General features: G+C 69.8%; 17 protein-coding genes and 1 pseudogene. 7 read left to right on the forward strand and 11 right to left on the reverse strand.

Going from position 1 to position 19,945, the window contains the following annotated elements:
- Positions 1-99: 99 nt before the first annotated feature.
- Positions 100-945 carry an enoyl-CoA hydratase/isomerase family protein gene (locus tag AB0P17_RS39170; protein WP_365819186.1) on the reverse strand — a complete coding sequence of 282 codons (846 nt, stop codon included), beginning with the start codon at positions 943-945 and terminating at the stop codon, positions 100-102.
- 333 nt (positions 946-1,278) lie between these two features.
- Between AB0P17_RS39170 and AB0P17_RS39175 the strand changes: the two genes are divergently transcribed.
- The 4 genes from AB0P17_RS39175 (at position 1,279) to AB0P17_RS39190 (ending at position 5,639) form a co-directional block, all read left to right on the forward strand.
- Positions 1,279-2,334, forward strand: a complete 1,056-nt coding sequence (locus AB0P17_RS39175; protein ID WP_365819125.1) for an Lrp/AsnC family transcriptional regulator — start codon at positions 1,279-1,281, stop codon at positions 2,332-2,334.
- Positions 2,335-2,385: 51 nt separating this feature from the next.
- On the forward strand, positions 2,386-3,789 hold the full coding sequence (locus AB0P17_RS39180; protein ID WP_365819127.1) for an L-serine ammonia-lyase: 1,404 nt from the start codon (positions 2,386-2,388) through the stop codon (positions 3,787-3,789).
- Positions 3,790-3,908: 119 nt separating this feature from the next.
- Positions 3,909-5,063, forward strand: a complete 1,155-nt coding sequence (locus AB0P17_RS39185; protein ID WP_365819129.1) for an amidohydrolase family protein — start codon at positions 3,909-3,911, stop codon at positions 5,061-5,063.
- Between the two features lie 12 nt (positions 5,064-5,075).
- Positions 5,076-5,639 carry a hypothetical protein gene (locus AB0P17_RS39190; protein ID WP_365819131.1) on the forward strand — a complete coding sequence of 188 codons (564 nt, stop codon included), beginning with the start codon at positions 5,076-5,078 and terminating at the stop codon, positions 5,637-5,639.
- A 606-nt stretch (positions 5,640-6,245) separates the two neighbouring features.
- Here AB0P17_RS39190 and AB0P17_RS39195 read toward each other — a convergent pair.
- The gene (locus tag AB0P17_RS39195; protein WP_365819133.1) at positions 6,246-7,574 is read right to left on the reverse strand and encodes a TRAM domain-containing protein; all 1,329 of its coding nucleotides are present in this window, start codon (positions 7,572-7,574) and stop codon (positions 6,246-6,248) included.
- Between the two features lie 150 nt (positions 7,575-7,724).
- On the reverse strand, positions 7,725-9,773 hold the full coding sequence (locus tag AB0P17_RS39200) for an APC family permease (protein ID WP_365819135.1): 2,049 nt from the start codon (positions 9,771-9,773) through the stop codon (positions 7,725-7,727).
- Positions 9,774-10,225: 452 nt separating this feature from the next.
- Between AB0P17_RS39200 and AB0P17_RS39205 the strand changes: the two genes are divergently transcribed.
- Positions 10,226-10,894 carry a TrkA family potassium uptake protein gene (locus AB0P17_RS39205; RefSeq protein ID WP_365819137.1) on the forward strand — a complete coding sequence of 223 codons (669 nt, stop codon included), beginning with the start codon at positions 10,226-10,228 and terminating at the stop codon, positions 10,892-10,894.
- The gene (locus AB0P17_RS39210; protein ID WP_365819139.1) at positions 10,894-11,571 is read left to right on the forward strand and encodes a TrkA family potassium uptake protein; all 678 of its coding nucleotides are present in this window, start codon (positions 10,894-10,896) and stop codon (positions 11,569-11,571) included. Before AB0P17_RS39205 ends, AB0P17_RS39210 begins: the two co-directional genes overlap by 1 nt.
- 130 nt (positions 11,572-11,701) lie before the next feature.
- Here the strand turns inward: AB0P17_RS39210 and AB0P17_RS39215 are convergent, their stop codons facing one another.
- The 7 genes and pseudogenes from AB0P17_RS39215 to AB0P17_RS39245 form a co-directional block, all read right to left on the reverse strand.
- Positions 11,702-12,490: a DUF3159 domain-containing protein gene (locus tag AB0P17_RS39215; RefSeq protein ID WP_365819141.1), complete on the reverse strand. Its 789-nt coding sequence runs from the start codon at positions 12,488-12,490 to the stop codon at positions 11,702-11,704.
- 3 nt (positions 12,491-12,493) lie between these two features.
- Entirely contained in the window at positions 12,494-12,880 is a 387-nt protein-coding gene (locus AB0P17_RS39220) for an OB-fold nucleic acid binding domain-containing protein (RefSeq protein WP_365819143.1), read from the reverse strand.
- A gap of 126 nt (positions 12,881-13,006) precedes the next feature.
- Positions 13,007-13,696 (reverse strand): response regulator, encoded by a 690-nt coding sequence (locus AB0P17_RS39225; protein WP_365819145.1) that lies wholly within the window; start codon positions 13,694-13,696, stop codon positions 13,007-13,009.
- 26 nt (positions 13,697-13,722) lie between these two features.
- On the reverse strand, positions 13,723-16,266 hold the full coding sequence (locus AB0P17_RS39230; protein WP_365819147.1) for a sensor histidine kinase KdpD: 2,544 nt from the start codon (positions 16,264-16,266) through the stop codon (positions 13,723-13,725).
- A gap of 322 nt (positions 16,267-16,588) precedes the next feature.
- A complete protein-coding gene (locus AB0P17_RS39235) occupies positions 16,589-17,395 on the reverse strand; it encodes a DUF3710 domain-containing protein (protein WP_365819149.1) in 807 nt (268 codons plus the stop codon).
- A 1-nt stretch (position 17,396) separates the two neighbouring features.
- The gene (gene dut / locus AB0P17_RS39240; RefSeq protein ID WP_365819151.1) at positions 17,397-17,930 is read right to left on the reverse strand and encodes a dUTP diphosphatase; all 534 of its coding nucleotides are present in this window, start codon (positions 17,928-17,930) and stop codon (positions 17,397-17,399) included.
- Positions 17,931-17,962: 32 nt separating this feature from the next.
- Positions 17,963-18,475, reverse strand: a pseudogene (locus AB0P17_RS39245) (PaaI family thioesterase); the annotation flags it as partial.
- A 58-nt stretch (positions 18,476-18,533) separates the two neighbouring features.
- Between AB0P17_RS39245 and AB0P17_RS39250 the strand changes: the two are divergent.
- Positions 18,534-18,992, forward strand: a complete 459-nt coding sequence (locus tag AB0P17_RS39250; protein WP_365819153.1) for a DUF3093 domain-containing protein — start codon at positions 18,534-18,536, stop codon at positions 18,990-18,992.
- Positions 18,993-19,018: 26 nt separating this feature from the next.
- Here AB0P17_RS39250 and AB0P17_RS39255 read toward each other — a convergent pair whose 3' ends face one another.
- Positions 19,019-19,942 (reverse strand): hypothetical protein, encoded by a 924-nt coding sequence (locus AB0P17_RS39255; protein ID WP_365819155.1) that lies wholly within the window; start codon positions 19,940-19,942, stop codon positions 19,019-19,021.
- Positions 19,943-19,945: the final 3 nt, after the last annotated feature.

Genomic DNA, 19,945 nt, shown 5'->3' on the forward strand with positions numbered 1-19,945 from the left:
CCACGCCGATCAGCGTGACGTCGCCGCCGTCGCGCAGACACGCGGCGCGGCCGGCCTCGAAGGGGACATGGGGGGCCAGGGCCGTCGTCCCTCAGGTTCTCACCACACTTTGCGTGAGCGTGCCTCGACGACCAGCTCGGGGTCGGGAACCTGTCGCTTGGCAGCGACGGTGGCGAGCATCTGTTGCGAGAAGTGGAAACCGAAGTCTTCGGCAACGAGCTTGCGCCAGGGGCGAGACACGATGTTGTGGGTTGCCCAGCGGGCGAACCGCGGGCGCTTCATGATGTCGCCCGCGATCGCCCACGCCTTCGGCAGGAGCTCCTCACGCGGAAGTACGTCGCTGACGAGTCCGTAGTCGAGTGCTTTCCGCGCAGGGATGGAGCGGCCACTGTAGATGTCGTAGGCCGCCCGCTTCGTGCCCATCAGGTGCTGCAGGGCGAGTGAGAGTCCGTCTCCCGGCGCGGTGCCCGCCATGAAGTGCGGATCCATGAAGTCTGCGTCTTCCACGGCCAGAGTGATGTCGCACAGTAGCGCGAACTCGGTGTGGATCCCGGGACCGTTTACCGCCGCGATCGTCGGGATGTCGAGGTTGTTGACGAAGTTCTCTATCAGCTTCCACGCATCGATGGTCTGCTGGAAGATGTAGTCGGGCTCCTCCTCGACGACGGGCCGCGGCCACGTCTCCTCCGGGTCGCCTCGGAACCAGGTCTCGCCGGTGCCGGTCAGGATGAGGACGTGGTTGTCGGGGTCGTTGCCCACGTCCTGCCACACCCGGTTCCACGCGTTGTGGGCGGCCCAGTTGTGGACGTATGGACCGCCGTCAGTGTGGAGCCGAAGCTCGATGATCCCGTTCTCCCTGCGCATCTTGAAGAAGGCGGCGTACTTCTCGGAGTACTCCTCAAATGCGGTCGGTGGAACGTGGCCTTCCCACCGGGGGTCTGACATGGTCGTCAAGGTCGTCCTCCTTCGTCAGCGCCGGGATACCGACGCTCTCGCTAACGTGAAGATCATTACTCCGCGAGGAAGCGGCACGACCGGCAACGCAGGAAAAATCCCCAGAAGCCGACCGCGGTGAAGCTTTGCGTCAGGCAGGCATGCCCTTCTGCCGCAATTCGGCCAGGTGTCACGAGCTCCGCGCTGGCACTCAAGGGGGCACCGTGAGTTGCGTCGTCTGGAATCTCCCCGCGGTGCCACGTCAGGATGTTTCGGCGCACGGCACGTGAACAGCCACATGCCCGCTGAAACAGCGAGCTTTCTCGTACCATAGAGTCAATTTTCATGAGTGATTTGGACGAGAGTCGGCAGGACTACGACCTGGATGAGCTCGATCGGCGGCTCATCCATGCCCTCCAGATCAACCCGCGAGCACGCTGGGCTGCGCTGGCGCCGATTATCGGGGTCGACGCGGTCACCCTCGCCCGGCGCTGGGACCGCATCGTCGAGGCTGGCATCGCATGGGTGTCCGGACATCCCGGCCCGGAGCTGAGAGGGCCGTCGGCGATACTGGAGATTGAAGCCCACCCTGCCGCCACGCTCGGCCTCGCACAGGAGATCGCGGCGGACAATGAAGCGTTCACGGTGGACCTCACGGCCGGGGGACGCGAGATGCTCGTGCTGGTGGCCACATCCAGCATGAATGCGCTGACGGAATATTTGATGATGCGGGTACCGGCACTTGACGGGATTCGGGCGACCCGGGCCCACTTGTTCTCGTCGCCGTTCGTGGACGGAGGACAGTGGCGCCTTCGCTCCCTGTCTGCCGAGGAGATCGCTGCGGTGGAGCGGAGCGTCGAGGTCTCGCGATCCCCGAGCAGCCGCGTCGACTCTCCACTGGAGGACCAACTCCTTCGCCTGCTGGGACCGGATGGCAGGGCGACAGTGGCTTTCCTGGCGAGGACCCTCGGCGTGGGCCAGCGTCGGGTGCGGGACGCGGTTGCCGCCATGACCGCACAAGGCCGACTGGACACCCGCCTGGATATGGCAAAGGCGCAGTCGGGCCGGCCGGTTCATGCGTGGTACTTCCTCCGGGTCCCTGCCGCGCTCGTGCAGCGCGTCGGGTCTGTGCTCACCCGTATCGGCGAGATCCGCCTCGCGGTTTCAACTGTCGGACAGTACAACCTCATCCTCGCCGTGTGGTTGCCGACGCTGGCTGATGTGCAGCGGCTCGAAGTCATCCTGGAGGAGAAACTTCCCGGCGTCAGCATTGCCGACCGTTCCGTCGTGCTGCGCACGGTCAAGAAGGAAGGACACCGCCTCGATGCCCGTGGGCACGCCACTGGCGAATTCAGCCCTCTGCTGACCAATATGCCTCAGCCAGACGCGTCTTTCGAATGAAATCCTGCACCAAGCCGGAACCATTACGTGTGCGGACTACCGTCCTGCCGCATGACCACTTCGACAGCTCCTGTCGGTGTCTTCGACCTGTTCACTATGGGGATTGGGCCCTCGAGTTCGCACACAGTCGGGCCGATGAAGGCAGCCGCCGCCTTTGCTAAGGACCTGCGGCGAGCGGGCGCGGCGGCCAGCGTCGAGTCAGTGCGAGTGGAGATCTTCGGCTCGCTCGCCGCGACCGGGCACGGGCACGGCACGTTCACCGCGGTGCTTCTCGGCTTGGATGGTGCGCAATCAGCCAGGCTCGACTCCGGCGAAGTTGAGCGAAGGCTGGCGGACATCGCGGCATCCGGCAGGGTGAGCCTGGGCGCAGGGCGACGAATCCCCTGCCGAATCGAGGACTTCGTACTGCGACCGTTGACCGTCCGTCCGCGCCATCCGAACGCGTTGACGATCACCGCATACGACCATGCCGGCGTTGTTGTTCGATCAGATACGTACTACTCCATCGGGGGCGGGTTCGTTGTCCGCGACGGCGACGAGGAGCGCCCCTCCGGCATGCAATCGACGTCGGTTCCACACCCGTTCCGCACGGCGGCGGAGCTGCTCGTTATCTGCGACCAGACAGGTTCCCGCATCTGCGACGTGGTACGCGACAACGAACTCGCAGGGCGCTCGCACACCGACCTCAGCCAGGGATTGCGAGAACTGTGGGACACGATGCAAACATGCGTCACGTCGGCTGTATCGCGTACGGGGGTGCTCCCTGGCGGCCTCGATGTCCGTCGGCGAGCCGGTGCATGGGCGTCGCGATTGGACCGCGAGGACCCCGAGCACAGTGAGCAGTACTGGCAAGAGCGTGTCAACTTCATCGCGTTGGCAGTGAATGAGGAGAACGCCAGCGGTGGTCGCGTCGTGACCGCACCGACCAACGGTGCGGCCGGAATCATCCCCGCCGTACTGTTTTATGCATTGAACTACACGGCTGCCGGCAAGGGCGCCGACGACGATTCACGCAACGACATCGTCGAGAGGTTTCTGCTCACCGCCACGGCGGTGGGCAGCCTCTGCAAGGCCAACGCCTCGATCTCCGGTGCCGAGGTGGGTTGTCAAGGCGAGGTCGGCTCTGCATCGGCGATGGCTGCGGCCGGACTGACCGAGATCCTCGGCGGTACACCGCGCCAGGTGGAGAACGCCGCCGAAATCGCGCTGGAGCACAATCTCGGCCTGACCTGTGATCCTGTTGCCGGCCTCGTACAGGTGCCCTGCATCGAACGCAACGCGATCGCTGCAGTGAAAGCGATCAACGCCGCGCGAATGGCGCTCTGGGGCGACGGCAACCATCACGTCTCGCTGGACCAGGTCATCGCCACCATGCGTGAGACCGGCGCGGACATGAACCACAAATACAAGGAGACGGCCCTGGGCGGGCTGGCCGTCAACGTTGTCGAGTGCTGAAGCCGCGTCAGGCGCCCCCCGTGCCCAACCTGCGCAGTCGAACAATCAGGAAATGAGGAGCAATGGCAGTCCGCACAGTCTTCAAGAATGGGACCGTCTTCGACGGAACCTCAGCAGGCATGGCCGACCTCGTCATCGAAGGCCGCCACGTCGTCGATGTCGGGACCGATCTGGACGGTGATCACGTTGTGGACTGCTCTGGAAAGTCGGTCCTCCCCGGGCTGTTCGACTGCCACGTGCACGTGATGACCCGAGACTTCAACCTCGCACGCGCCGAACAACAAGCCTTCTCCCTGCAGTATTACGAAGCAAAGCGCAACCTGTCACTCCTGCTCGACCAAGGCATCACCTCTGCCCGAGATGCCGCAGGCGCAGACCTAGGGGTGAAGCAAGCGATCGCACAGGAACTCATCGAGGGACCGCGACTGCAGATCGCGATCTCGATGCTGTCCCAAACGGGCGGGCACGGCGATGTCCATCTCCCCTCGGGAGGCCATCGATCGATCCCGATGATGACGGCACACCCCGGACGGCCCAACCCGGTCGTCGACGGCCCGGACGGAGTGCGGCGAGGAGTCCGTGAAGTCCTGCGCGCGGGAGCCGACGCAGTCAAGATCGCCACCACCGGCGGAGTCATGTCTACAGGCGATAATCCCCGCCACGCCCAGTTTCGCGCCGACGAGCTAGCGGTGATCGTTGCCGAAGCCGCCGCGGCCGACACCTACGTATTCGCCCACGCGCAGGGGACCGAGGGAATCAAGGCAGCCTTGCGGGCCGGCGTCCGTTCCATCGAACACGGCTACTACCTGGACGACGAAGCAGTCGACCTCATGCTCGAGCGTGGCGCCTGGCTCGTTCCCACGCTGTCAGCGACACGCGCCATCATTGACGCCGCTGACAGCGGCATACCGATCCCGGAAGAGAACGCCAACCTTGCCCGTGAGGCCGTCGAAGCTCATCAGGCGAGCTTCGCGCTCGCCGTCCAGGCGGGGGTGAAGATCGCTATGGGGACCGACAGCCCGCCCTACTGGAGCCCGGCAGCGAGCAACCTCAGAGAACTCGCTCTGATGGTGAACTCCTCGTCGATGTCCGCGCTGGATGCCTGGCGCGCCACGACGTCGAGCCCGGCCGAACTCCTCCGATTCGACACCGCCGGAAAGTTGGCAGCCGGCAAGCTCGCGGATGTGGTCGTCATCGCAGGCAGTCTGTCCGATCTCGACGACCTTCGCGGCCGGGTCCGTCAGGTGTGGCTCGACGGCACGCGGGTACGGTGACGCGTTGTGCGCATGCCCTCGATCAAGCCCAGCGAACTGACAGCCGAGCAGCGCTCGCTCGACGATCACGTCCGACAGCTCATGGCCGGCTTGCCCGCGCCGTTTACCTCGACTGATCCCGACGGCGCGCTGATCGGCCCTTTCCCGGTGATGCTCCGCTTTCCCGGGCTCGCCCGCCCGCTGCTGAAGTGGTTCACGGCCGGCACCGGCGCCTCAGTCCTGCCCGCCCGAGTGCGCGAGGTTGCGATTCTCACCACGGGCTCGCGGTATGCCGCGGCCTACGAGCTGTACTCACACTCTCGGGTTGCGCTCGCCGTCGGTCTGCCGGAGGACATCATCGAGGGCCTGGTCGCGGGGCAGCGCCCGGCAGGCATGACCGCCGAGGAAACGGTCGCTCACGATGTGGCAGCCCGGCTGCACAGCGGCGCGCCTTTGCCGGGAGCGCTTTACCGAGCCGGGGTCCGCACCTTCGGCGACTCCGGTACGGCTGAACTCGTCTTCCTCGTCGCGCAGTATGCCGCCATCTCGGCGATCCTCAATGCGTACGACGTGCCACTGCCGCCCGACGGCGACTGACTGTGCGCCAGCAAGCCGTGGGACGCCAGACCGGGGCCCCGCCGCAGACGGTGACCGACGCCGGGGTCTCCATGCGAAGAGCTGAGGTCGGCCAAGGCGCAACCCGGATACCGTCCGGGGTCTTCCAAAGACCTGGGACACGACGGCGGTCCAATCCAGGGTTGCCGCCAGAGAACGGTCGCATGTACACCATCGAGGCCATACTCAGCGGTCCTCCCGAAACCGAGACCAGCCCGATTTCGTCGCCGGCCTCCAGCCCACACCGCACCCCCACACACTGCGTAGAGCCGAAAGAGTGACAGCAGACGAGCGTGAGACAGGCGAAAGGACATTCCCCCAGGTCAGCAGCCCCGCCCCATCAAACGTGGCAGGTCACAGGGTCCACTGGTCTCTTCCGCGACATATGACCACCAGCATCCAGGAGCGCTGCGTTCAGCGTCACCTGCCCTGGGCGCCCTACTCATACTCGCCACCTCAACGGGCCCCGACCCGCACGGCAAGTCGCCTGACACACCATCAGAACGAGCGTCACGAGCGTCGTTTCAGCGTCAAGATATCGCCCGTAACACCCACACCGCATATAATGCACACCAGAGAAACTGCAGGTCAGACGGCCTTTGCCACAGGCTCAAGAATCGCGACGCACTCCACATGGTGCGTCATCGGAAACAGGTCGAACGCCCGCAGCGTGCGCGGCCGGTAACCGCCCTCCCGGAAGTACGCCAGGTCGCGCGCGAGTGCCGCCGGGTCGCAGGCGACGTAGGCGATGCGGCGGGCGCCCAGGTTCGTGAGGTGATGGACCGTCTGTTTGCCGGCGCCCGCGCGGGGCGGGTCCAGGACGATCAGGTCGGTTTCCGTGATGCGGGTGCGCGGGAGGACCTGGTCGACCTTGCCCTGTTCGATACGGACCCGCGGCAGGTCCTTCAGGTTGTGGCGGGCGTCCTCGACCGCGCGCTTGCCGGATTCGATGCCGAGCACCGCGCCGCTCTCGCCCACGCGCTCCGCGATCGCCCCGGCGAACAGGCCGACCCCGCAGTAGAGATCGAGCGCGGTCTCGCCCTTCCTCGGCATCAGGCCCTGCATCACGGCCTCGACCAGGAGTTGGGGGGCCTGCGGGTGCACCTGCCAGAAGCCGCCCATGCCGACGCGGTACGTACGGCCGTCGGCGCGCTCGCGGACGAAGGCGCGGCCGTGGACGCGGTGCACCCCGCCGTCGTGTTCCTCCACCCGCAGGACGGAGACGGGCTTGTCCAGCTCCACCAGCGGGAGCCGGCCGCCCTCGCGCGGGGTGAGGATGACCTGGCGGTCGCCGGAGCCGGAGGCCGCGATGGCTTCCACCGAGGCGATCTGGGGCCATTCCCGCCGCTCGACACCGAGTTCGCTGACGCCCTCCGTGGCGATCATGCAGTGGTCGACGGGCTCCACGTCGTGCGAGCGGTGCTTGCGCAGCCCGGCGCGGCCCTTCTCGTCGACCGCGTACTGCACGCGCGAGCGCCACGCCGGCACCTCGCCCGCCGGGAGTTTGTCGCCGGGCGCGGGCATGACCGTACCGTCCCAGCCGGCCTCCTCCGGGGTGAGTCCGGCGAGCCGCCGCAGCTGCTCCGCGATGACCTCGCCCTTGAAGCGCCGCTGCGCGCCCGGCTTGGCGTGCTGCCAGTCGCAGCCGCCGCACCGGCCGGGACCCGCGTACGGGCAGGGCGCCTCGACCCGGTCCTTGGACGCGTCGAGGATCTCCACGGCGTCGGCGCGCAGGTAGCGCGAGTCCGCCTCGCCCTCCGTCACCCGGGCGCGGATCCGCTCGCCCGGCAGGGCGTGCCGTACGAAGAGCACCCGGCCCTCGTCGGTACGGGCGATGCAGTGACCGCCGTGGGCGACGGGGCCCACCTCGACCTCGTACTCCTCCCCGACCAGCGAAGCCTGCGGTTCTGTGCTCATGACGGGGTGGCTCCAAAGATCCGAGGGGCTGAGCCGGCGCGTGGACGGCCGGGCGACAGCCCACCAGTCTACGTGCCGGGCCCGGCCCCGGCGTCCGGCCGGGACCGCGCCCGTCGCGGGGCCGGGACCGCGCGGCCGCCCGCGCCCCCGTCACTCCCCCGCGCCGTGGTCCTTCGACCGTGCGTCGACCGGGCCGCGGCGGACGGCGCCCGGCGCGTTGTACATCCCGCGCCGCTTCGCCCGCTGCTTCGCCAGCTCCGAGGATTCGAGCTGGTAGGGCACCGAGGTGACCATCACGCCCGGCGTGAAGAGCAGCCTCCCCTTGAGCCGCAGGGCGCTCTGGTTGTGCAGGAGGTGCTCGTACCAGCGCCCGACGACGTACTCCGGGATGTAGATGCTGATCGCGTCGCGCGGGTTCTCGGTGCGCAGTCCGCGGACGTACTCGATGACCGGCCGGGTGATCTCCCGGTACGGGGAGTCGAGGATCTTCAGCGGTACGTTGATGCCGCGCCGCTCCCACTCCTCCCTGAGCGCCTTCGTCTCCGCCGTGTCGACATTGATGGAGAGCGCCTCCAAGGTGTCCGAGCGCATCAGCTTGGCGTAGCCGAGGGCGCGCAGCGTGGGCTTGTGGAGCTTGGAGACCAGCACGATGGAGTGCACGCGCGAGGGCCGTACCGTGTCGGCGGCCGAGTCCTCGTCGGCGGCGATCTCCGCGGAGACCCGGTCGTAGTGCCGGCGGATCGCGGTCATCGTGCCGTAGAAGATCACCATCCCGAGCAGGGCGACCCACGCCCCGTGGGTGAACTTGGTGGCGAGGACGACGATCAGCACCAGCCCGGTGAAGAAGGCGCCGAAGGCGTTGATCGCCCGGGAGCGCACCATGTGGCGGCGCTTGGCGGCGTTCCGCTCGGTCCGCAGATGGCGGTTCCAGTGCCGGACCATGCCGGTCTGGCTGAGCGTGAACGAGACGAACACCCCGACGATGTACAGCTGGATCAGCCGGGTCGAGTCGGCCCCGTACACGACGACGAGCAGCGCGGCGGCCCCGGCCAGCAGCACGATGCCGTTGGAGAAGGCGAGCCGGTCGCCGCGGGTGTGGAGCTGGCGGGGCAGATAGCGGTCCTGCGCGAGGATCGAACCGAGCAGCGGGAAGCCGTTGTACGCGGTGTTCGCGGCCAGGAAGAGGACGAGCGCGGTGGCCGCGGCCAGGAGGACGAAGAAGAACGTCCCGCTGCCGAAGACGGCGGCGGCCACCTGGGAGATCACCGGGTTCTGGACATAGCCGGATCCGACCGGGACCCCGCCGTTCAACAGGTCGGTGGCCGGGTTCTCGGCCATCTTCACATCGGTGGCCATGGCCAGCCCGATGATGCCGCAGAACATGGTGACGGCGAGGCCGCCCATCAGGGCGAGCGTGGTCGCGGCGTTCCTGCTCTTGGGCTTGCGGAAGGCGGGGACGCCGTTACTGATGGCCTCGACGCCGGTCAGCGCCGCGCAGCCGGAGGAGAAGGCCCGCAGCAGCAGGAAGACCAGGGCGAATCCGGCGAGCCCCTGGTGCTCGGGCTTGATCTGGAAGTCGGCGGTGGGCGCCTGCATGGACTCGCCGAGCACCAGGCCCCGGAAGGCGCCCCAGGCGATCATGATGAAGACGCCGCCGACGAAGACGTAGGTGGGGATGGCGAAGAGCTTGCCCGACTCGCGTACGCCGCGCAGGTTCATCAGGGTGAGCAGCACGATGACGGCGACGGCGCAGAGCACCTTGTGCTCGACGACGAAGGGGATCGCGGAGCCGAGGTTCTCGATGCCGGAGGCGATCGACACGGCGACGGTCAGCACGTAGTCGACGAGCAGCGCGCTCGCGACGGTGAGGCCGGCCTTGGGGCCGAGGTTGGTGGTGGCGACCTCGTAGTCGCCGCCACCGCTCGGGTACGCGTGCACGTTCTGCCGGTACGAGGCCACGACGGTGAACATCAGGACGACGACGGCCAGGGCGATCCACGGGCTGAAGTGGTACGCCGAGACCCCCGCGATGGAGAGGACCAGGAGCACCTCTCCGGGCGCGTACGCCACCGAGGACAGCGGGTCGGAGGCGAAGACGGGCAGGGCGATGCGCTTGGGGAGGAGGGTCTCCCCGAGCTTGTCGCTGCGCAGCGCCCGCCCGATCAGGATCCGTTTGGGCACGTCGGTCAGTTTGGACACGGAAGGGATCGTAAGCGTTCGAACAGTGACGTGTGCGGCCACCACCCCCATCTTGACGCGGTGTGCTCCACCACGCCCCGGGGCGCCGCCCCGCGGTGCCGGCGAAGGTGGCCGGGGAGCGCGGTCGGACCATTCATGATCATGGTTGGTGCCCTGGTCGGCCCCTCCTCGGGCAGCTCCGCCGCGTACGCGCCCCACCGGTGTCCGCCCACGGCCCCGGACGGACCGGGCACCGGCCCGCCGTCGGTCCCTCGGTCATTACCGATACGTTGGTCCCGGGCAGGGGCAGGCACCACCCGGTCCCCGGGAAGGGACCGGGCCGGGATCCCCGGCATGATGGTGCCCGGCGGCTCACCAACCGGCCGCCGCCGTTTGCCCGGCGAGCCGAAAGAGAGACATGAGCAAGACATTTACGCAGGTCAGAGCGCCTGCGGGGAGTGTGGTGTAGGGCCGTGCATATCGTCATCATGGGCTGCGGCCGGGTGGGCGCCGCACTCGCGCAGAACCTGGAGCAGCAAGGGCACACGGTCGCCGTCATCGACCAGGACCCCACCTCGTTCCGCCGGCTCGGTTCCGGCTTCGGCGGCCGTCGCGTCAGCGGTGTCGGCTTCGACCAGGACACCCTGCGCGAGGCGGGGATCGAGGACGCCGGCGCGTTCGCCGCGGTGAGCAGCGGCGACAACTCCAACATCATCGCAGCCCGGGTGGCCCGCGAGATGTTCGGTATCGAGAACGTCGCGGCCCGTATCTACGACCCGCGCCGGGCCGAGGTCTATCAGCGGCTCGGAATCCCGACGGTGGCCACGGTCCGCTGGACCGCCGACCAGATGATGCGCCGTCTGCTGCCGTCCGGCGCGGAGCCGCTGTGGCGCGATCCGAGCGGTGGCGTGCAGCTCGCCGAGGTCCACACGTCGGAGAGCTGGATCGGTCACAAGATCAGCAGGCTCCAGGAGGAGACGGGCGTCCGCGTGGCCTTCCTCACCCGGCTGGGCGAGGCGATGCTGCCGACGTCGCAGACGGTGCTCCAGGAGGGCGACCTCGTCCACGTGATGATGCGTACGGACGACATCGGGAAGGTCGAGGCGGCGTTCGCCGAGGGCCCGGACGGAGGCGGGATCTGATGCGTGTCGCGATTGCCGGGGCAGGGGCGGTGGGCCGCTCCATCGCGGGCGAACTGCTGGAGAACGGGCACGAGGTGCTGCTGGTCGACAAGGCGCCGACCGCCATCTCGGTGGAGCGGGTGCCGCTCGCCGAGTGGCTGCTGGCGGACGCCTGCGAGATCACCTCGCTGGACGAGGCGGCGCTCCAGCGCTGCAACGTGGTGATCGCCGCGACCGGGGACGACAAGGTCAACCTGGTCGTGTCGCTGCTCGCCAAGACGGAGTACGGCGTGCCGCGGGTGGTCGCCCGCGTCAACAACCCCAAGAACGAGTGGCTGTTCAACGAGGCGTGGGGCGTCGATGTCGCGGTCTCGACGCCGCGGCTGATGTCCGCGCTGGTGGAGGAGGCGGTGAGCGTCGGCGATCTCGTACGGCTGCTCCGCTTCAGCCACGGCGACGCCAACCTGGTCGAGCTGACGCTGCCGCCGGAGTCGGCCGTGACCGGGACTCAGGTCGGCTCGGTGAGCTGGCCGGAGGACACCTCGCTGGTGACGATCATCCGGGGGACGCGGGTGCTGACGCCCCATCCGGAGGAGACGCTGGAGGCGGGCGACGAGCTGCTGTTCGTGGCGGCGCAGGCCCGCGAGGAGCAGTTGGAGGACCTGCTGTCCGTACGCCGCGAGGACACCGCGGACTGACGGTCCCTCCCGTACGTGCGAAGTCGCCCGCGCACGAACGTACCCACGAAGGCAGATGCCTTCGTGGGTACGTCACGTACGGGAAGCCGGTACGGGACCTCGGGCGCCGTACGGTCCGTACGGAGGGGCCCTATCGCCGGTGCCGGGCCGGGCCCCGCTCGCCGGTCACCGCGGCGGCCGCCGCCGCGCGCTCCTTCTCGGCCTGTTCCTCCGCCTCCATCTCGGCGAAGACATCGATCGGCGGGGGCGCCTTCGCCAGGAAGACCCACGTCAGATAGACCGCCAGCAGGAACGGCGGGATCTTGAGCGAGATCAGCACCCAGCCGAGCTGCGTCGTGTCCGCCCACCAGTAGAGCGGGAAGAGGATCGCGCACTTGGTGAGCAGGATCAGCCCCCACGCCCAACTGGCCTTGGCGTACGCCTTCTTGCGGCCGGGGTTACGGGTGCGCCAGGAGAGGTTCTCCTTGAAGACCGGGCCCAGGATCAGCCCGATCAGCGGCACGCCCGCCAGCGTGGTGATGATGTAGGCGAGCGCGAGCCCCAGTGTGTAGACCATGCCGGGGAGGTAGAAGTCCTTGGCGTTGCCCGTCATCATCGCGAAGACGACACCGAAGGCGACGCCGAAGACCCCGCTGAAGGCGTGCTTGGCGGTGTCCCGGCGGACCAGCCGGACCACCACCATCAGCAGCGAGATGGCGAGCGCCGCGATCGCCGAGGTGTGCAGGTCCTTGTTGATGGTGTAGATCGTGACGAAGAGCAGGCCGGGGAGGACCGTCTCCACCATGCCGCGTACGCCGCCGAACGCCTCGAAGAGCGCCGCCTCCGTGACGGCTTTCGCATCACCGTCCTGGTCGGGCGAGGGGGGTGCGGACGATGCGGGGGAAACGGTCGGGGCGGTGGGCTTGTCGGGTGACGTCACCGGCTACTCCTGTCCGAGCGGTCGGAGTTCGTATTTGGGGTTGAACAGCACGCGGCGGCCGTGGCTCAGGGAGATCCGGCCGGAGGCGATCAGCTTGCGGCCCGGCTCTATGCCCATGATGGAACGCCGGCCCAGCCACACCACGTCCAGCGGCGCGGTGCCGTCGAACAGCTCCGCCTCCAGCGCGGGCACACCGGCCCGGGGTCGCAGGGTGACCGTCCGCAACGTACCAGTCACCCGGACGATCTGGCGGTCGTCGCACTCCGCGATCCGGGTGCACCCGGACGCCTGTGCGTCCTCCCTCAGCTCCTCGGACTCCAGGTCCTCCTGGGAGCTGGAGAGCCGGTCGAGCATCCGGCGGAAGCGGCCGGTCGGCTTCTCAGCACTCATGTCTGAAGGGTACCGGGGGACGGGTGCGACAGAAGGACGTACGGGGGCCGCGGATCACCCGGTCCGCTCTCCGGTACGGGGGGGATCCGGACCCCGTGCCGGAGAGCGGACCGGATCAGTACCGGATCACCGTTCGAAGCGGTAGCCCATGCCCGGCTCCGTGACGAAGTGCCGGGGGTGCGAGGGGTCCGTCTCCAGCTTCCGCCTGAGCTGGGCCATATAGACCCGCAGGTAGTTGGTCTCGGTGCCGTACGAGGGGCCCCAGACCTCCTGGAGGAGCTGTTTCTGGCTGACCAGCCGGCCCGTGTTCCGTACCAGGACCTCCAGCAGGTGCCATTCGGTCGGGGTGAGCCGTACGTCACGGCCCTCGCGGTGCACCTTCTTGGCCGCGAGGTCGACGGTGAACCCCGCCGTCTCGACCACCGCGACGGTCTCGTCGCCGTCCCCGCCGAGCGGTTCGGCCCGGCGGACCGCGGCGCGCAGCCGGGCCAGGAGCTCGTCCATGCCGAACGGCTTGGTGACGTAGTCGTCGGCGCCCGCGTCCAGCGCCTCGACCTTCTCGTCGGAGGTGTGGCGCGCGGAGAGCACCAGGATCGGGACGCGCGTCCAGCCGCGCAGGCCCTTGATCACCTCGACGCCGTCCATGTCCGGCAGCCCGAGGTCGAGCACGACCACGTCGGGGTGGCGGGCCGCCGCGAGTTCCAGCGCGGTCGTGCCGTCCGAGGCCGCGTCCACCTCGTACTTGCGCGCCCTGAGATTGATCACGAGGGCCCGTACGATCTGTGGCTCGTCGTCGACCACGAGCACCCGGGTCATAGAGGTCCGCCTTTCTGCTGTCCCGGTCATGTGCCGACCCGGGCGGGAGATTCGGGGCTGACCGGCACAGGGCCGGCCGCCGCGGAGAGGGTGAGCACCATGGTCAGGCCGCCGCCGGGGGTGTCCTCGGCGGTGAGGGTGCCGCCCATCGCCTCCACGAAGCCGCGGGCGACGGCGAGCCCGAGGCCGACGCCGGCCCCGCGCGGGGCGTCGCCGTGGCGCTGGAAGGGTTCGAAGATGCGTTCCTTGGCGTCCTCGGGGACACCGGGGCCCCGGTCCACCACCCGTACCTCGACCCGGGCGCCGAGGGCGCTGGCGGCGACGGTGACGCGCCGCCCCTCGGGGCTGTACTTGACCGCGTTCTCGACGATGTTGGCGACCGCGCGCTCCAGCAGCCCGGGGTCGACGGCCACCATGGGCAGCGACTCGGGGATGTCCAGTTCCACACTGCTCTCCGGTACGCCGACGAGCGCCATCGGGACGACCTCGTCCAGGTCGATCTCGCGCATCAGCGGGGTGACGGTGCCGGTCTGGAGCCGGGACATGTCGAGGAGGTTGCCCACGAGGTGGTCGAGCCGGTCGGCGCCGTGCTCGATGCCCTCCAGCAGTTCCGCCTGGTCCTCCTCGGACCATTCGACGTCGTCGGAGCGGAGCGAGGAGACCGCGGCCTTGATGCCGGCCAGCGGGGTGCGCAGATCGTGACTGACGGCCGCGAGCAGGGCGGTACGGATGCGGTTGCCCTCGGCGAGCGCGCGGGCCTGTTCGGCCTCGCCGACCAGCCGCTGGCGGTCGAGTACGACGGCGGCCTGCGTGGCGAACGCGGCGAGCACCCGGCGGTCCTCGGCGGGCAGCACCCGCCCGGAGAGCGCCAGCGCCATGTGGTCGCCGACCGGCATGTCGACATCGGCGTCCTCGGGCCGGCCGACGGGCTGGGGGCCCACGCTGCCCGCGCAGGTCCACGGGTCGACATCGCTCTTGCGTTCGAGCAGTGCCACGGACTCCATGGCGAAGGTCTCGCGGACCCGCGCCAGCAGCGCGTCCAGCGCCGTCTCCCCGCGCAGCACGCTGCCCGCGAGGAAGGAGAGGATCTCGGACTCGGCCCGCAGCCGGGAGGCCGTATGGGTACGGCGGGCCGCCAGATCCACCACGGAGGCCACCGCCACGGCCACCGCGAAGAAGATCACGATGGCGACGAGGTTCTTGGGGTCGGCGACGGTCAGGTTGTGGGTGGGGGGCGTGAAGTAGAAGTTGAGCAGCATCGACCCCACGGCCGCCGAGGCGAGCGCGGGCCGCAGCCCGCCCAGCAGGGCGGCCAGCACGGTCAGGAAGAGGAAGAGCAGGACGTCGTTGGCGAGCCCCAGGGTGTTGTTCATCGCGGTCAGCAGCACCGAGAGGAGGACGGGCGCGACGACCCCGGCCAGCCAGCCCCAGATGATCCGGGAGCGGCCGAGGCGGGCGCCGCGCGCGACGGGCAGTCCGCGCCCCTTGGCGGCCTCCTCGTGCGTGACGATGTGCACGTCGAGGTCGGGCCCCGACTCCCGCGCCACGGTGGCGCCCACACCGGGACCGAAGATGTACTGCCAGGTCTTGCGGCGGCTGGAGCCCAGCACGATCTGGGTGGCGTTGACGCCGCGCGCGAACTCCAGCAGCGCGGAGGGGATGTCGTCGCCGATCACATGGTGGAAGGTGCCGCCGAGGTCCTCGACCAGGGTGCGCTGGACCGCCAGTTCCTTCGGCGAGCCGGCCGTGAGCCCGTCGCTGCGGGCGATGTAGACGGCGAGGATCTCGCTGCCCGACCCCTTGGCCGCCATCCGGGCCGCGCGGCGGATCAGCGTACGGCCCTCGGGGCCGCCGGTGAGGCCGACGACGATGCGCTCGCGGGCCTGCCAGGTGGTACGGATGTTGTGCTCGCCGCGGTACTGCTGGAGGTATTCGTCCACCCGGTCGGCGACCCACAGCAGCGCCAGCTCGCGCAGCGCGGTGAGGTTGCCGGGCCGGAAGTAGTGGGAGAGCGCGGCGTCGACCTTGTCGGGCTTGTAGACGTTGCCGTGGGCCATCCGGCGGCGCAGTGCCTGGGGCGACATGTCGACCAGCTCGATCTGGTCGGCGCGCCGGACCATCTCGTCGGGGACGGTCTCGCGCTGCCGTACCCCGGTTATCGACTCGACGACGTCACCGAGCGATTCCAGGTGCTGGATGTTGACGGTGGAGACGACCTCTATGCCGGCCTTGAGCAGTTCCTCGACGTCCTGCCAGCGCTTGGCGTTGCGGGAACCGGGCACATTGGTGTGCGCCAGCTCGTCGACCAGTGCGACGGTGGGGCGGCGCTCCAGGACGGCGTCGACGTCCATCTCGGTGAAGACGGTCCCGCGGTACTCCAGCTCGCGCCGCTCGACCGCCTCCAGGCCGTGCAGCATCACTTCCGTACGCGGCCGGTCGTGGTGCTCGACGAAGGCGACGACGCAGTCCGTGCCCCGCTCCACCCGGCGGTGCGCCTCGGAGAGCATCGCGTACGTCTTGCCGACGCCCGGTGCCGCGCCCAGGTAGATCCGAAGCTTGCCGCGTCCCATGGCCCCATTGTCTTCCAGAAGAGCCGGCCCGCCCGGCGTCCGGCTGTCCGGTAGAAACTACCGCCGGTGACGACGCGCGCGGGCGCCGCGGCGGGGGCCCGGGGCCGGTTTTGACACGATTCTGACGGCGCCCGGCGAGATCCCCGGCGGGGCGGGCCCGGGGCCGCGTCCGCTCCGGCGGCATTCCCGGCACCAGTCGGCGCCCGCCGCCCGGCCGGGCACGCGAGGAGGGCCGCCCCCGTGCGGGAGACGGCCCTCCTCGTGTCCGTGCGGGTGCCGGGGCGCCCGGGCCGGCGGACCGGCGGGCGCGCGCCTCGGTGGTTCAGCGCACCTCGGTGATCTCGGGACCGCGCTGGAGCTGTCCCATGCCGCCGGAGAAGCGTGAGCTCTCCTGGTCCTCCTGCTGGACGCCCTCGGCGACCATCTGCGCGTCGTCCGGGAGCTTGAGGACGATCGGGTCGCGGGGGGCCATCGGGCCCTCTCCGCGCACGACGACGGTGTCCCGGAAGATCTGCTCCAGCAGCCCGGCGGCCTCGGGCTGTACCGCGCCCTGGCCGGAGATCACCCCGCGCAGGAACCAGCGCGGTCCGTCGACCCCGATGAAGCGCACGAGCTGCACGCCTCCGGTGCCGTCGGGGAGCTGCACGGGGACCTGGGCGCGCAGCTCCCAGCCCAGCGGACCCTCGACCTCGTCGATGATGCCGCCCTGCTGGGTGATGCCCGTGGCGATCTCCTCGCGGACCTCGCCCCAGATGCCCTCCTTCTTGGGCGCGGCGAAGGCCTGGAGCTGTACGGCGCTGTCCCGTACGACGACCGTGGCGGCGACGATCGCGTCACCGGCGACCTCTACGCGCAGTTCCATGCCCTCGACCGCGGGGACGAAGATGCCCCCGAGGTCGACCCGGCCCTCGTCGGGCCTGGAGACCTCGGAGATGTCCCAGGGGCCGTCGGGCCGGGGCGCCGGCGGAAGGTTCGTACGACGGGGCGCGGGCTCCGCGCTGTCGTCGGCGTCGGCCGCGTCCGCGGCGGCCGCGGCGTCAGCGCCGTCGACACCTTCGAACTGCTCGGTCTCGCCCGCTGCCTCCGCCTCGTCCTTGGCGGAACCACTTTTCTTGCGACGTCCGAACACGTCACTGTCCTTCCCGGTCGGATACGACCGAAGCGTATCGATTCCCACCCTGTACCCCGCCCACGGCGGCATGGCCGCCGGTGGACCCGAAGCCCCCCTCGGCCCGCGCGGAACCGGGAAGCTCCGCCACCTCGTGGAAGCGCACCTTCTCGACCTGCTGAACGATGAGTTGGGCAATCCGGTCGAACCGCTCGAACCGCACGCTCTCGCGGGGGTCCAGATTGACCACGATCACTTTGATCTCCCCACGGTACCCGGCATCCACCGTCCCGGGGGCATTCACCATCGCGACCCCGCAGCGGGCGGCGAGCCCGGAGCGCGGGTGCACGAAGGCGGCGTAGCCGTCGGGCAGGGCGAGGGAGATGCCCGTCGGCAGGACGGCGCGCTCACCGGGGGCCAGCTCGGCGGCCTCCGTGGTGACCAGATCGGCCCCCGCGTCCCCGGGGTGCGCGTACGCGGGTAGCGGCACCTCGGGGTCGACACGGCGGATCAGTACGTCAACGAGGCCACCGGGGCCGTCGGGCACAGGGCTCATGGCGTCACCTCGACGGCGCGGTCGCGCCTGATCTCTGCGAACAACGCGTCCGCCCGGACGGCGACGGGCCCGTCGGGGCCGCCGATCCGGGCCGTGGCGGTGGAGTAGATCTTCCGCCGGTGCACGGCGATGGCCTCGGCCTCCAGGTGCAGCAGCGCCCCGACGGGCACGGGCCGTACGTACTCGGTCTGGAGCCGGCCGGTGACGGAGTCGGTCCCCAGCAGCCAGTTCAGCGCGCCCAGCGTCTCGTCCAGCGCCGTGGCGAGCACGCCGCCGTGGGCGAGGCCCGGAGCGCCCTGGTGGACGGGTCCGACGGAGAACTCGGCGGTGACCCGCACGCCCTCACCGGCGCGGACGACGAGCCGGAGTCCGTGCCGCTGTCCCTCGCCGCAGCCGAAACACTCGTCGTTGTGCGCCCCGAGCCGCTCACCGGGGGCGGGCGCGTCGGGGTGCCGTACCGGCGGTACGGCGTCGGCGGGGGGCGCCAGGGACCCCGGCGCCGCTCGGAGTCCGGGGGGCGTCCCCTGGGATGGCACGTTACTCACAGGCGCAGACCTTACCCGCGCGGTCGCCGGGAGGGGGCACCGTGCCAAGCTTGGCCCCATGGAGCCTTCCCCCGCACGTTACGACGAACGCCTCACCGCGCCCCCTTCCTGGTGGGGCATCGCCGCCCTGCTCGCCGTCGCGGGCGGCCTGATGACACTGCCGCTGGGCGCGCTGCCGATGCTCGGCGGGGTGATCGTCGCGGGCGCGCTGGCGGCGGCCGGGGTGAGCTCCTACGGGTCCGCGCGGATCCGGGTGGTGGCGGACTCGCTGGTCGCGGGGGACGCGCGGATCCCCGTGTCGGCGCTCGGCACGGCGGAGGTGCTGGATCCGGAGGAGGCGCGGGCCTGGCGACTGGAGAAGGCCGACCCGCGCGCCTTCATGCTGCTGCGCAGCTATGTGCCGACGGCGCTGCGGGTGGAGGTCACGGATCCGGACGACCCGACGCCGTACATCTACCTGTCGACCAGGACCCCGCAGGAGCTGGCGGCCGCGCTGGACGCGGTCCGTACGGGCTGAGACCCGCCGGACGGGGTTCTACCGGTCTACTGGCCCAGTTCCCTGGGGAGGCCCGGGGGCAGCTTGTCCGGCCGCTCCAGGGGCGGCTGGGCGGGCAGCGCGTCCCAGGGCACCTGGCGGGCCCGCAGGTCCTTGCGGACGTGTTCGGCGACCTTCTTGGTGTCCCGCCGGTTCATCAGGGCGCCGACGGCGGCCCCGATCATGAAGGGGACCAGGTTCGGCAGGCTGCGGACCATGCGCTTGGTGATCTGGTGGCGCAGCTCGCGCTTCATGGGGCCGCTGAGGGCGCCGTTGAACGTCGACGGTTTGGTGATGTCGACGCCGCGCTCCTCGGTCCAGGACGTCAGATAGGCGGCGCTGCGCTGCCTGAGCGTGCCGGGCGGGCGCTGTCCGTAGACCTCGTGCAGCTCCGCGATGAGCTTGAACTCGATCGCGGCGACGGCGGTGATCTCGGCGGCCAGCTCGGCCGGCATCGCGGGTGGTACGGGCATCATCGCGGCGGCGCCGACGCCCGCCCCGACGGTCGAGCTGCTGTTCGCGGCGCCCGCTATCAGCTTGTCCGCCAGTTCCTCGGGGCCGAGGCCCGGGAACTGGCCGCGCAGGGTCGCGAGGTCGCGGACCGGGATCCGGGGTGCGTTCTCGATGATCCGGTCGGCGACGAACGCGAGGGCCGCCTTGGCTCCGTCACTCCCCTTGCGCACGCCCCGTTTCAGGCTGTCCAGGCGCCGGCCCCCGGTCGTGGGGCCGCCGTGGTCGTCCCGGACGGCTTCGAGCGAGGCCGGCCGGCCTCGCTCGTCCTCGTGCGCGCCGTGCTGGGGCAGCAGGGCGGAGTGCTCGGCAGCGGGCTGAACGCCTTCCGCCGGGCCTGAGCCGCCCTGATACGTATCCGTTGCCTCCGGAGCGTTCTTGCGCCGGAAGCGCCGTTTCCGGAACGGTGTGTCGCCTGCCACGGC

It is taken from the genome of Streptomyces sp. NPDC088124 (genome assembly GCF_040685895.1).
Lineage (GTDB): Bacteria > Actinomycetota > Actinomycetes > Streptomycetales > Streptomycetaceae > Streptomyces.

Bases quoted from the DNA above. Each gene is read 5' to 3' on its own strand.
- AB0P17_RS39170 (WP_365819186.1), bottom strand. From the start codon at position 945: ATGTCAGACCCCCGGTGGGAAGGCCACGTTCCACCGACCGCATTTGAG.
- AB0P17_RS39175 (WP_365819125.1), top strand. From the start codon at position 1,279: ATGAGTGATTTGGACGAGAGTCGGCAGGACTACGACCTGGATGAGCTC.
- AB0P17_RS39180 (WP_365819127.1), top strand. From the start codon at position 2,386: ATGACCACTTCGACAGCTCCTGTCGGTGTCTTCGACCTGTTCACTATG.
- AB0P17_RS39185 (WP_365819129.1), top strand. From the start codon at position 3,909: ATGGCCGACCTCGTCATCGAAGGCCGCCACGTCGTCGATGTCGGGACC.
- AB0P17_RS39190 (WP_365819131.1), top strand. From the start codon at position 5,076: ATGCCCTCGATCAAGCCCAGCGAACTGACAGCCGAGCAGCGCTCGCTC.
- AB0P17_RS39195 (WP_365819133.1), bottom strand. From the start codon at position 7,574: ATGAGCACAGAACCGCAGGCTTCGCTGGTCGGGGAGGAGTACGAGGTC.
- AB0P17_RS39210 (WP_365819139.1), top strand. From the start codon at position 10,894: ATGCGTGTCGCGATTGCCGGGGCAGGGGCGGTGGGCCGCTCCATCGCG.
- AB0P17_RS39220 (WP_365819143.1), bottom strand. From the start codon at position 12,880: ATGAGTGCTGAGAAGCCGACCGGCCGCTTCCGCCGGATGCTCGACCGG.
- AB0P17_RS39225 (WP_365819145.1), bottom strand. From the start codon at position 13,696: ATGACCCGGGTGCTCGTGGTCGACGACGAGCCACAGATCGTACGGGCC.
- AB0P17_RS39230 (WP_365819147.1), bottom strand. From the start codon at position 16,266: ATGGGACGCGGCAAGCTTCGGATCTACCTGGGCGCGGCACCGGGCGTC.
- dut (WP_365819151.1), bottom strand. From the start codon at position 17,930: ATGAGCCCTGTGCCCGACGGCCCCGGTGGCCTCGTTGACGTACTGATC.
- AB0P17_RS39250 (WP_365819153.1), top strand. From the start codon at position 18,534: ATGGAGCCTTCCCCCGCACGTTACGACGAACGCCTCACCGCGCCCCCT.